Raw genomic sequence first — 12408 nt, 5'->3', positions numbered from 1 at the left:
GGGACCTCCGGCCCTGGTCAGGGCGTCGCGCTCTGAGAGGATCGGCGCATGAGACGACGTGCCCTCCCGACCCTCGTGGCCGCCGTGGCCGCCACGGCCCTCGTGCTCGCCGGCTGCTCCGGCGGGTCCCCGGAGCCCTCCGCGCTGGACGCCCTGCTCGACCGCCACGACCTCACCGGGCTCAGCGGCCAGGAGGTCGTCGACCGGCTCGAAGGACTCGAGACGGCCGACCGGCCGACCGACCTCGTGGCCTCCGTCCGCGCAGCGGAGCTCGTGCTCGCCGACGAGTCGTACGAGACCACGGTCCCGCTGCCCGAGGACACGTTCTATCTCTCCGTCGCGCCCTTCGTGGACGAGACGCACGAGTGCTTCTACCACTCGCTCACCACGTGCCAGGGCGAGCTCGCGGGCGAGCCGGTCTCGGTGACCGTGGTCGACGCGGCCACCGGCGACGTGCTCGTCGAGGAGGACACGACGCTCGGGGCCAACGGCTTCGTGGGCTACTGGCTCCCGCGCGACGTCGACGCGGAGCTGCGCGTCGAGCACGACGGCCGGGTCGGCACCACGACCGTCTCGACGCGCGACGACGACCCCACCTGCCTCACGACCCTCCAGCTCGCCTGACGAGGCCCACGCGCCCCCCGCGCCGTCACGGCGAGGCGTGCTCGCCGTGACGCCGCGGGGGCGCCACGGTCGCCTCAGCCGCGGGCGTGGCGCCGCACGACGACGGTGCCGGCCGCCACGAGCAGCGCCGCGAGGAGGACGGCGGCGCCGAGCCCGGCCCCGGTCGTCGCCAGGCCACCGCTCGGTGGCGTCGCCGCGGTGCCCGGCCGCTGCCCCTCGGCACCGGGCCCGTCGGGGACGACGGGCACGTCCGCGGTGTTCGTCAGCACGACCTCGACCGTCGTCCCGTCCCCGACGACGACGCGCGCGGAGCCGTCGTCGAGCACCTCGACCCCGTCGCCCGCGAACGCCGGCGCCCGCCACGCGACGCCGTCGAGGGCCGCGGGAGCCGCCTCGGTGAGCGTCACGACCGTCCCGGCCGGCAGGTCCGGGAGCACCTCGGTGCCACCGTCCGTGAGCACGAGCTCCCCGGTCACCTCGCCCTCGGGCCCGTCGTACGCGTAGCCGACCGGGTACGTGGTCCCCGTCGGCACCCCCGACGCGGCGGGCCCCGTCACGCGCTTGGTCACGGCCACCCCGCCGACGTGCGCGTCGAAGGTGTTCGTCGCGACGACGTCGATCGTCGCGGGCGACGCCGCCGTCACCTCGATCGGCCCCGCGGGGGCGAAGGCCACGCGGTCCGCGCCGCCGTCGTCGATCTCGGTCAGGGAGCACACGGACCCGACCGGCACGCCCGCGAACGTCGTGCTCGCCCCCGCCGAGACGGTGGCCGAGCGCGGGAAGCCGGCGAGCGCCTCGCCCTGCGCGCCCGTGCAGACGAGCTCGAACGCGAACGGTCCCGTCACGCCCTGCGCCGCGTCGCCGTCGACGCGCTTGGCGAGCCGGATCGTGCGCACGCCCTCGCCCCCGCCCGTGCCGCCGGCGCCCGCGTACTCCGCCGACGCCACGACGTCGCCGGACACCAGGCCGGTGACGGTGTTCTCGTAGCGGTCGCCGTCGCGCGCGTCGGCCGGGACCGTCGTCGCGTAGGACAGCACGTAGACGTGGTCGGCGCCGTGGGCGTCCGGCACGCTGAACCGGAACTGGTTCGCGCCCGGCCCCGCCTCGACGACGTAGTCCGCCGGGTCCAGCCAGAATCCCGAGCCCCAGAAGTCGCCGTCGTCCCACCGGTCGACGGGCACCGCGAGCACGCCGACGCTGTCCTCGACGAGCGTCAGGCGGGGGTCGAACGTGTCCGTGAGCACGACGGGCGAACCGTCCGGTCCCGTGAGGAACTGCCCGGGCACGTACACGTCCCAGCGCACGGCGCCCGCGGCGCGGTCGTACCAGCCGCCCTTGACCGGCGAGGTGGGCGGCTGCCAGCCGCCACCGCCCTCGCCCTCCCCGATGCCGCCGGGGACGTCGACGCGGATCTCCACGCCGCCGCCGGTGGTGAACACGAGCACCTCCGCGTCGCTCGTCTCCGTCACCTGGGCCCAGAAGTACACCGTCCCGCCGACGCCCGTGTGGTCGAGGACGTAGTCGCCGAGCGTGCACAGGAACTGCGTCTCGTCGACGGTGCACGTGCCGACCACGGCGCCCGCCGGGTCCGTCAGCTCGAACGTGTCGGCGAACCCGGCGACGCGCGGGCTCGTGGGCAGCGCGAGACGGAACGTGTCGCCCGGGCGCGCGTCGTCGGACACCGCCCACGTGGCGTCGAGACGGATCGAGTCCCCCTGGTGGATCGCACCGGTGGGACGGGTGATCTCGACGCCGGTGATGGCGTCGAGCTCGGCGGCGCTCGCGGTCGTCGGGACGGCGGCGAGGCCGAGCACGGCCAGCAGCAGCGTGACGGCGGCCGCGAGCGCGCGACGCACGGGTCGGCCGCGGTGACGCGGGGGTCGGGCGATGGGGGGCACGGGTTTCTCCTTCACTCCTGGACGGTCGTCCAGGAGTGAGGACGCGGTGCGCCCCGGATCATCACGCGACGTGCGCGAGATCACACCTCGCCCACCGCCCGCCCCGCGCACGACGACGCCCGCCGCACCGGGGTGCGACGGGCGTCGTGCCTGCTGGGCCGGGAGGCGTCAGGCGGTTCCGCTGAAGTCGACCACGAGCTCCTCGGTGACCGTCTCGCCGTCACGCTCGGCGGTGGCGGTGACCGTCACCTGCCCCGCGGGCACCTCGACGAGGCGCGTCGCGAAGGCCTGGTAGGCGTTCTTGGTCGGCGCGACGGCCGCGAACTCCTTGGTCCCGTACGGCGTGGTGACCGTGAGGTCCACGGCCGTGTCGTCCTGGTTGACCACCCGGACCGCGAGGTACTGCTTGCCGCCCATGGTGCGCAGCTCGGCCTCGGCCGAGAGGTCGAGCGCGGGGCCGTCGTCGACGAGCGCCGACTGCCAGTCGACGAGGTCGTCGATCTTCGTGCCGAGCAGCGCGCGGTCGCCCGCCGCCGCCGACAGGTGGTCGACGAGCGACCGCGCGCCGCCGAGCACCTGGACGGCCGTCGCGGGGTCGTCCGCGTCGGCCGCGCTGCGCGCGCTGCCGAGCAGCGACGAGATCGCGCCGGCGATGACGCCGTCGCCCACCGCGGAGGTGTTCAGGCCCGCCACGAGCTCGTCGACCTCGCCGAAGGTGACGCAGTTGCCGCCGCCCTCGACGACGCCCGCGGTCCACTCGACGCCCTTGAGGACGTGCTCGAGGAACAGCGGGTCGGTCCACGAGGCGTCGGTGTGCCCGGCGCCCTCGTACCAGGAGCGACCGCCCTCGAAGTTCTGGCACCACGCGATCGGGTGGTCCTCGCCCATCGCGTTGTTGCCCGGGTTGTACGTCGACTCGTCGAGCGTGATGAGGACGTGGACGTCCTCGCGCGGGTTGGTCGTGTAGTTGTACCACTCGTCGAACCGCTCCCAGACGGCCGGCAGGTGCGCCGTCGAGGGGTGACCCGGGCTCTCGACGCGCATCGTCGCCGTCTGCTGCTGCGGGTGGCTGACGAACCGCGCGCCGCCGCCCGTGAGCTGGCTGTACCAGGGCACGGTGTGCATCGTGTCCGTCGCCGCGTGCAGGCCCACGAACCCGCCGCCGCCCCGGATGTAGCCCTGGAACGCGGCGAGCTCGGCGTCGTCCAGGAGGCGCGGCGTGGCTGGGTTGAGGGAGTTGGTGTTGTCGACCGGCGACGCGAAGACGATGGTCGCGTACTGCGCGAGGTCCTCGGCGCTCGTGAACGGCGAGGAGTCCATCGTCAGGTCGGGCTGGCCGGGCGAACCGCTGCCCCACCACCCCGCCGAGCTGTTCGGCGGGTCCCACACGTCGACCGTGAAGCCGTTGTCGGCGCCGAGCTCGATGAGCGCGCGCGTGGTGTCGTCGATGTGCGAGTGGCGGAAGCCGAGCGTCTCCCCCACGACGAGGATCTTGTAGTCCTCCTCGTCGGCGGCCGCCGGGCCCGCGGTCATGAGCGTGGCACCGCCCACGAGCGGCAGCGCGGCGGCCGCAGCCACCGCCCGCCGGAACGTCATGCCGCTGAACAAATCCATGCGTGCTTCTCCCTCGTCGTCGAGAGCGCGAGCCGGAGGGTCGCCGACGGCGACCCCACGGGGCGACGCGCGCACTCCTGCGTGCGTGGACGTCGGCTGCTGCCGATGCAGCGAGTTTTGACGGCAGGCGCACAAAAGTCAAGGTTTCAACGACTCGCGACTGCGGTTTCTCACCCCGGCCCGCGGCGCGCGTCGGGCGGGCACCGGGCCCGCCTCGGGGCACAGCGAGCGCACAGGGTCACCACAGGCACGCCTCCGCGTCGCGCGCGACCCTGGGAGCATGACCGCAGCCCCCGCCCCCGTCGTCCGCCCGGACCAGCCGCGCCTCACGCGCCCGGACGGCTCCCCCGTCCGCGTGCTCGTGGTCGACGACGAGCCGAACCTCGCCGAGCTGCTCACCTCGGCGCTGCGGTACGAGGGCTGGGACGTCTCCACCGCGCTCGACGGGCACACCGCGATCCGCACCGCGCGGGAGACCGGGCCGGACGTCGTCGTGCTCGACGTCATGCTCCCCGACATGGACGGGCTCACCGTCCTGCGCCGCCTGCGCGAGCGCGGCGCCGACGTGCCCGTGCTGTTCCTCACCGCGCGCGACGCCGTCGAGGACCGCGTCGCCGGGCTCACCGCGGGCGGCGACGACTACGTGACCAAGCCGTTCAGCCTGGAGGAGGTCGTCGCCCGGCTGCGCGGGCTGCTGCGCCGCGGCGGCGCGACCGCCCAGCGCGAGGACTCGGTGCTCGTCGTCGGCGACCTCGAGCTCGACGAGGACGCGCACGAGGTGCGGCGCGGGGGCGAGGAGATCCGGCTCACCGCGACCGAGTTCGAGCTCCTGCGGTACCTCATGCGCAACCCGCGCCGCGTGCTGTCCAAGGCGCAGATCCTCGACCGCGTCTGGAACTACGACTTCGGCGGCCAGGCCAACATCGTCGAGCTCTACGTCTCCTACCTGCGCCGCAAGATCGACAAGGGCCGCGCGCCCATGATCCACACGCTGCGCGGGGTCGGGTACGTGCTCAAGCCCGCCGCCGACGCGGAGAGCGCCCGTGCCTGACCTCGGCACGACCCGCCCGACGGCCACCGGCAGGGAGCGGCGGCCCACCGCGCTGCGCCGGCGCCTCGTGCTCGTGCTCGCGGCCGTCGTGCTGCTCGTCACCGTCGGGCTCGCCGTCGCGTCCGCCGTCGTGCTGCGCACCCAGCTCGTCGCCCAGGTCGACCACGAGCTGCGCCAGGCGAGCGACCGGCTCGCCCGCGGCGACGGCCCCGCGCAGCCCCCGGACGGCACCGGCGACGCGTCCGGGCCGGAGCCCGGCGGGCCCGACGACCCGTCACGCTTCCCCGCGGGCACCGGCCCCGGCAGCGCCGTGCTGCGGTACGACGGCGGCGCGCTCGTCCTCGCGGAGTACGTCACCCCGGACCTCCGGCGCGAGGCGCTCGACGACGCCCAGGTCGCGGCGCTCGAGGCCGTCCCCGTCGACGGCGCCGCGCACGACGTCGACCTCCCCGACCTCGGGTCGTTCCGCGCCGTGCACCGCACCACCGCGGACGGGCAGCCCGTCGTCGTCGCGTCGAGCACCGCCCAGGTCGATGCGACCGTCGAGAGGTACGTGCTCGTCGAGGCCGCGCTCGGCGCGGCCGGAGTCCTCGCGGCCGTGCTCCTCGGCACCTGGCTCGTGCGGCGCTCGCTGCGCCCGCTCGACGACGTCGCCGCCGCCGCGGGCCGCGTCTCCGAGCTCGAGCTCGCGCAGGGCGAGATCGACGCCATCCCGCGCGTCCCGGACGACCTCACCGACGAGCGCACGGAGGTCGGCCAGGTGGGCGCCGCGCTCAACCGGATGCTCGAGAACGTCGAGACCTCGCTCCAGGCGCGCCACGACTCCGAGACCCAGGTGCGGCGGTTCGTCGCCGACGCGAGCCACGAGCTGCGCACGCCGCTCGCCTCCATCCGCGGGTACGCCGAGCTCGTGCGCCGCTCCCCCGACGACGTGCCGCCCGCGACCGCGCGCTCGCTCGACCGCATCGAGGCCGAGGCCGTGCGCATGACCGGCCTCGTCGAGGACCTGCTGCTCCTCGCCCGGCTCGACGCCGGACGCCCGCTCGACCGCGCGCCCGTCGACCTCGCCGTGCTCGCCGTCGACGCCGTCACGGACGCGCACGCCGCGGGACCCGACCACGACTGGGCGCTCGACCTGCCCGGCGCGGACGACCTCGACGTCGACCCGGCGTCCGGCGCCCCGGACCCGGACGACCTGCCGGACGACGCCGTCGACCTCGAGGTGACCGGCGACGAGGCCAGCCTGCGCCAGGTCCTCGCCAACCTCCTCGCCAACGCCCGCACGCACACCCCGCCCGGCACGCACGTGGACGTCCGGCTCACCGCGGACGCCGACGCCGTCGTGCTCGCCGTCGCCGACGACGGGCCCGGCATCCCCGCGCCCCTGCGGCCGACGCTCCTGCGCCGCTTCACGCGCGGCGACGACGCCCGCAACCGCACCGGCGGCTCCACGGGCCTCGGGCTCGCGATCGTCGACGCGATCGTCACCGCCCACGGCGGCACGATCACCGTGACGTCCGCGACGGCGGACGAGCCCGGCCCCACCGGCACCACCGTCGCGGTCCGCCTCCCCCGAACCCGCCTCTGACACCCCTCCGGCGCCGAGCAGGTGGTCCTGGCTCGTCCGGACCTCGGGACGCGCCAGAACCACCTGCTCGCCGCGCCCGGACCGCCTGGTCAGCCCTTGACGCAGAGGAGCGTCGTGAGCCGGGCGACGACCTCGACGAGGTCGGACTGGGCGCGGACGACCTCGTCGAGGTCCTTGTAGGCGGCCGGGATCTCGTCGAGCACCCCGGCGTCCTTGCGGCACTCCACGCCGGTCGTCTGGGCGGCGAGGTCGTCGAGCGTGAAGGTCTTCTTCGCCTTCGTGCGCGACATGCGACGGCCCGCGCCGTGCGACGCCGACCAGTACGACTCCGGGTTCCCGAGCCCGCGCACGATGTACGAGCCGGTGCCCATGGACCCCGGGATGAGCCCGAGGTCGCCCTTCCCGGCCCGGATCGCGCCCTTGCGGGTCACGACGAGCTCCTGGCCGTCGACGTGCTCGACCGCGACGTAGTTGTGGTGGACGTTCACGGCCTCGTCGAACGCGATCTCGCGGCCGGGGAACGACGCGCGCACGGCGTCGACGACGAGCGTCATCATGACCGCTCGCGAGCGCGCCGCGTACTCCTGCGCCCACCACAGGTCGGAGAGGTACGCGTCCATCTCCGGCGTGCCGCCGAGGAACACGGCGAGCTCGCGGTCGACGAGCCCCTGGTTGTGCTCCAGGCGCTTCGCGACCGCGACGTGCTGCTCCGCGAGCGTCTTGCCGATGTTGCGCGACCCCGAGTGCAGCTGGAGCCAGACCTGCCCGTCGGTGTCCGTGCACAGCTCGACGAAGTGATTTCCCCCGCCCAGGGTTCCGAGCTGACGGCGCGCGCGGCCCTCGATGTCCGACACGCGCCCGTGCAGCCCGGAGAACCGCGACCAGAACGCGTCCGCGCCGCGCGCGACCTCGGCCGGGCCGCGGCCGGAGATCGAGCGCAGCCGGTGCGGGTCGACCGGCTCGTCGTGCGCGTGGAAGCCGACGGGGATCGCGGCCTCGATGCGCGCGCGGACCGGTCCGAGGTCGTCGGGCAGGTCCTCCGCCGTGAGGGACGTGCGGACGCCGATCATCCCGCACCCGATGTCGACGCCGACGGCGTTGGGCGACACGGCGTCGCGCATCGCGATGACCGAGCCGACGGTCGCGCCCTTGCCGAGGTGGACGTCGGGCATGACCCGCACGCCCTCGACCCACGGCAGCGCGGCGATGTTGCGCAGCTGCTGCAGCGCGGCCGGCTCGACGGCGTGCTCGTGCGCCCACATGAGGGTGGGTGCCTTCGCGCCCGACAGCGGGACGGGGAACGTGTGGGCCTCGGTGCTCACGATGCTGACCTCCTCGGGTCGTCCTGACGATCATGACGCCGCCCCGGCTGGGGCGACGAGGTGCGCACGGGAGGACTCGAACCCCCGACGCCCGGCTCCGGAAGCCGGCGCTCTGTCCGCTGAGCTACGCGCGCTGGTGCTCCTTAACGTCGAGCAGACGGGACGCGAGCGTCCAGGTGCCCTCGGAGGGAGTCGAACCCCCGTCTCCGCTTCCGTAGAGCGGCGTCGTGTCCGTTGGACCACGAAGGCAGTGCTTTTCACCGCAGGCGCACGATAAATGCGCGCCGACGGCGGAGAGAGCAGAGAGGCAGCACGAGAAATGCACCCCGACCGGGTGCATTCCCGCACAAGAAAAAGGCCGCCCCGGCGATGTCCGGGACGGCCTGTCGTGACGACGCTGTGGTCAGACGACAGGACCGCCGGGGTAGCCGACGAGGAACGAGGACACGCTGAGATACGCCACGGGCAGCACGACGCGCGGCTGCTCGCAGGGCAGGACGGGACGTCGCCGGTCCTGCTGGACGGGTTCGCGCACGGCACTGCTCCTCTCGGTCGTGTCGGGTGGCCCACGCACCGGAATGTGGTCGACCGAGGAAGACCGTACGCGCCTTTCCTGGTCGACACAACCCCATTTCTCGAATTCGTGGAGGAATTCTCCGACCGAGGGCCGCCGCACCGCCCGGAGCGCCCACCGGCCGGCAGTCTTTCCTGCCCCCACGGGCGGCCTTTCCTGCCCGCGGACGAGCTCGCACCCGCGCCGGGCACGTCGGCGCTTGGCACACTTTTCTCCCGGCCGAAGGTCCTGGCTCCCGGCCTTCCGGGCGGTCGACCGGGACTGTCGGCGGCACCGGGTAGGGTTCCGGACGTTCCGGACAGACCTCCCGACGCCGACGAACCGCGCGCGGGCCCGACGACAGGAGATGCGCCGCCATGATGGGTGCCAACCACGCCGCGACGGGTGCGGCGGCGTGGATCGCCGTGACGTCGACGGCCCCGTTCGCCCTCGGCTGGCACCCCGTGTCGTCGGTCGGGGTCATGACGGGTGCGGTCGTGTGCGCCGGGGCCGCGCTCCTCCCCGACGCCGACCATCACAACGGCACGTTCGCGCACTCGCTGCCGCCCGTGAGCGAGTGGGTGTCCGACGCCGTGGAGACGGTCGCGGGCGGGCACCGCCAGGGCACGCACTCGTTCCTCGGCATCGCGGTGTTCACCGCGCTCGCCTGGCTCGCCGGGCTCGTCACGGTCGAGACGGGGAGCTTCGGCACGGTCTACGTCGGCGGCGGTCTGCTCGCCGTGCTGCTCGTCGCGCTCGCGCTCAAGGCGCTCAAGCTCACGCGGCGCGGCAAGCTCGTGCCGTGGGTGACGTCGCTCACCGTCGCCGTGCTCGTCGCCCTGTTCTCCCCGGAGGAGTGGAACTGGCTCCCCGTCGCGGTCGGGCTCGGCGTCACGATCCACATCCTCGGCGACGTGCTCACGACCAACGGCGCGCCCCTGCTGTGGCCGGTGAAGATCCGCTCGCCGCGCTGGGTGCGGCGCTCGCTCGTCGTCGACGACGTGTGGCGCCCGAGCGGGAGCTTCGCCCTCCCCCTGCTCGGCTCCACGGGGTCGGTGCGCGAGTGGACCCTCGCGACGGCCGTCGGGATGTACGCGACGGTCGGGTTCGTGTGGTCGGCGCTCGACCAGATGGGCTTCGACACCCTGGGCACGTACGAGCGCGTGGTGGCGGCGATCCAGGTACTCGCGTCCGGGGCGGCCTGAGCCCGTCCTCAGCCGGCGGCGCGGGCGCGGGGGACGCGCGCCGTCGACCACCGCAGCGCCTCGGTGAGGAGGATCGCGAGCGCGCCGCACGCCAGGCCGACGCCGAGCGTCGCGGGGTCGGAGACGTCGAGCGACAGGAGCTCCCGCGCCGCGGGGACGCTGAAGAGCGCCACGTAGAACACCGCGCAGAGGCCGACCAGGAGCACCTTCCACCCCGTGTACGGGCGCGCCACGACGGCGAGCACCCACAGGGCGCCCACGAGCAGGGTGACCAGGGCCGCGGTCGACGCCCGCACCTCCGCCGGGGCAAGCGTGTCCGTCGGGCCGCCCAACGACGCCCCGCCCGCGCCCGGGTCCACCACGAGGTAGCACAGGAAGGTCATGACGCCGATCGACACGCCCGCGGGCACCGCGAGCCGGAGCACCCTCGGCACGAAGCCCGGGCGCGCCCGCTCGTCGTTCGGCGCCAGGGACATGACGAACGCGGGGACCCCGATGGTGAACCACGCCGCGACGGTCACGTGGATCGGCAGGAACGGGTAGGAGACGGGCGCAGCCCCGAGGAGCCACGCGCCGACCCCGGCGAGGCCGACGAGGACGGCCAGCACCACCGCGTACACGGTCTTGGTGAGGAAGAGGTGCGCGACCCGTTCGATGTTCCCGATCACCCGGCGCCCTTCCCCGACGACGGACGGCAGCGTCGCGAAGCGGTCGTCCAGCAGGACGATCTGCGCCACGGACCGCGCGGCCGGGCTCCCCGACCCCATCGCCACGCCGATGTCCGCGTCCTTGAGAGCCAGCACGTCGTTCACGCCGTCCCCCGTCATGGCGACGGTGTGCCCGCGCGCCTGCAGCGCCCCGACGACGGCCCGCTTCTGGTCCGGTCGCACCCGGCCGAACGTCGTGGCGCCCTCGACGACCGTCGCGAGCTCCTCGCGATCGGCGGGCAGGGTCCGGGCGTCGACCGACGTCTCGGGACCGCCCAGGCCGAGGGACCGCGCGACCGCAGCGACGGACACCGGGTTGTCGCCCGAGACGACCTTCACCGTGACGCCCTGGGTGTCGAAGTAGTCCAGCGTCTGCCGGGCGTCCGCGCGCACCCGCTGCTCGAGCGCGACGAGCGCCCGCGGGGCGAGGTGCCCCGGGGCGCCTCCGTCCGGGGCGGCGGCGTCGACCGGGGCGTCGGTCGACGCGAGGAGCAGCACCCGCAGGCCGTCGGCGCCGAGGGCCGTCGCCTGCTGCGCCACGGCGGACCGGGGGTCCAGCAGCACGTCCGCCGCGCCGAGCACCCAGCTCCCCTGCGGGCCGTCGGCGTCCGCGAAGGACATGCCGGACCACTTCGTGGCCGACGAGAACGGGACGACGGCGGTCGCCCGCCAGCCCGGTGCATCCGGGAACGCCTCCGCGACCGCGGCGACGGACGCGTTGGGCCGCGGGTCGAGGGCGGCGAGCGCCGCCAGGGCGCGCTCCACCTCGTCCCGGGGGCCGTCGAGCACGTCCACCCGGGCGAGGCGCATCCCGTTCTCCGTGAGCGTGCCCGTCTTGTCCGCGCACACCACGTCGACGCGCGCCAGCCCCTCGATGGCCGGCAGCTCCTGGACGAGGCACCGACGCCGGCCGAGCCGGACCACCCCGATCGCGAAGGCGACGGAGGTCAGGAGCACCAGGCCCTCGGGGACCATGGGCACGAGGGCCGCGACCATGCCGAGCACGGACTGCCGGAACCCCTGCCGCGAGATGACGAGCTGGTTCACCACCGTGAGGACGCCCGCGGGCACCAGCAGCCACGTGATGACCCGCAGGATCGAGTCGATGCCGGACCGCAGCTCCGAGCGCACGAGCGTGAACGCGCTCGCCTCGTGCGCGAGCCGCGCGGCGTACGCGGCCGGGCCGACGTCCGTCGCCCGGTAGGCGCCCGAGCCGGCCACCACGAAGCTTCCGGACAGGAGCCGCTCCCCGGGCCTCTTCACGACGGGGTCGGCCTCGCCCGTGAGGAGGGACTCGTCGACCTCGAGCGAGGCGGACTCGACCACCGGGCCGTCGACCACGACCTGGTCCCCGGCGCCGAGCTCGACGACGTCGTCGACGACGACGTCCGCCTGGTCGACCTCCGTCACCGCCCCGTCGCGGCGCACGCGCACGGGCGCCCGCCCCACGATCGCCAGCGCGTCCAGGGTGCGCTTCGCGCGCAGCTCCTGGACGATCCCGATGCCGGCGTTGGCGAGGATCGCGAGACCGAAGAGGCTGTTGATGAGCGAGCCCGTGCTCAGCGCCAGCACGAGGAGCACCCCGAGCAGGGCGTTGATCCGCGTCGCGGTGTTGGCCCGGACGATGTCCCAGGTCGTGCGCCCCGAACGGGGCGGCAACCGGTTGACCCTGCCGTCGGCGACGCGCTCCGCGACGTCCCGCGACGTCAGTCCCGCAGCCCTCGTCGACGGCGCCGTCATGGGCGCGATCGTATCCGCCGTAATTCCGTTGCGCCGGGCCGCGCGGCGATGAGACGGTCGCAGCACGTCGCCCGCGTCGTCGGGCACCGGAGGAGAGGAGGAACGC

Annotated in this window: 9 protein-coding genes and 2 tRNA genes; 4 read left to right on the top strand and 7 right to left on the bottom strand. The window is 74.5% G+C overall.

All coding sequences use genetic code 11. The features are described from left to right. Positions 1-48: 48 nt before the first annotated feature. Positions 49-624 (top strand): CueP family metal-binding protein, encoded by a 576-nt coding sequence (locus tag BXA05_RS08610; protein WP_021483840.1) that lies wholly within the window; start codon positions 49-51, stop codon positions 622-624. A 74-nt stretch (positions 625-698) separates the two neighbouring features. Here the strand turns inward: BXA05_RS08610 and BXA05_RS08605 are convergent, their stop codons facing one another. Both BXA05_RS08605 and BXA05_RS08600 read right to left on the bottom strand, forming a co-directional pair. Continuing rightward, entirely contained in the window at positions 699-2522 is a 1824-nt protein-coding gene (locus BXA05_RS08605) for a DUF5979 domain-containing protein (RefSeq protein WP_143311105.1), read from the bottom strand. A 168-nt stretch (positions 2523-2690) separates the two neighbouring features. Further along, complete coding sequence (locus BXA05_RS08600; RefSeq protein ID WP_081599940.1) at positions 2691-4136, bottom strand: ThuA domain-containing protein; 1446 nt, start codon at positions 4134-4136, stop codon at positions 2691-2693. A gap of 280 nt (positions 4137-4416) precedes the next feature. Between BXA05_RS08600 and BXA05_RS08595 the strand changes: the two genes are divergently transcribed. Both BXA05_RS08595 and BXA05_RS08590 read left to right on the top strand, forming a co-directional pair. Beyond that, positions 4417-5187 carry a response regulator transcription factor gene (locus BXA05_RS08595; RefSeq protein ID WP_076404725.1) on the top strand — a complete coding sequence of 257 codons (771 nt, stop codon included), beginning with the start codon at positions 4417-4419 and terminating at the stop codon, positions 5185-5187. Next, positions 5180-6775 (top strand): sensor histidine kinase, encoded by a 1596-nt coding sequence (locus BXA05_RS08590; protein WP_076404724.1) that lies wholly within the window; start codon positions 5180-5182, stop codon positions 6773-6775. The genes BXA05_RS08595 and BXA05_RS08590 overlap by 8 nt, the downstream gene beginning before the upstream one ends. Before the next feature lie 89 nt (positions 6776-6864). Here the strand turns inward: BXA05_RS08590 and BXA05_RS08585 are convergent, their stop codons facing one another. The 4 genes from BXA05_RS08585 to BXA05_RS20700 form a co-directional block, all read right to left on the bottom strand. Further along, complete coding sequence (locus BXA05_RS08585) at positions 6865-8037, bottom strand: RtcB family protein (RefSeq protein WP_076404994.1); 1173 nt, start codon at positions 8035-8037, stop codon at positions 6865-6867. Positions 8038-8158: 121 nt separating this feature from the next. Next, a tRNA-Arg gene (locus tag BXA05_RS08580) sits at positions 8159-8231 on the bottom strand. Between the two features lie 43 nt (positions 8232-8274). Beyond that, positions 8275-8346: transfer RNA gene (locus BXA05_RS08575), tRNA-Arg, on the bottom strand. Positions 8347-8500: 154 nt separating this feature from the next. After that, positions 8501-8632, bottom strand: coding sequence for a hypothetical protein (locus BXA05_RS20700; protein ID WP_255376401.1), 132 nt, complete (start codon positions 8630-8632; stop codon positions 8501-8503). Positions 8633-9027: 395 nt separating this feature from the next. On the opposite strand from BXA05_RS20700, the gene BXA05_RS08570 reads away from it, so the two are divergent. Then, positions 9028-9855 carry a metal-dependent hydrolase gene (locus BXA05_RS08570; RefSeq protein WP_076404723.1) on the top strand — a complete coding sequence of 276 codons (828 nt, stop codon included), beginning with the start codon at positions 9028-9030 and terminating at the stop codon, positions 9853-9855. An 8-nt stretch (positions 9856-9863) separates the two neighbouring features. Here BXA05_RS08570 and BXA05_RS08565 read toward each other — a convergent pair whose 3' ends face one another. After that, positions 9864-12302 (bottom strand): HAD-IC family P-type ATPase, encoded by a 2439-nt coding sequence (locus BXA05_RS08565; RefSeq protein ID WP_076404722.1) that lies wholly within the window; start codon positions 12300-12302, stop codon positions 9864-9866. Between the last annotated feature and the right edge of the window lie 106 nt (positions 12303-12408).

The organism is Cellulosimicrobium funkei, from assembly GCF_900155925.1.
In the GTDB taxonomy this organism is placed as follows: domain Bacteria; phylum Actinomycetota; class Actinomycetes; order Actinomycetales; family Cellulomonadaceae; genus Cellulosimicrobium; species Cellulosimicrobium funkei.
The sequence above is the reverse complement of the archived record's forward strand: the minus strand, read 5'-3'. Positions and strand labels throughout refer to the sequence as shown.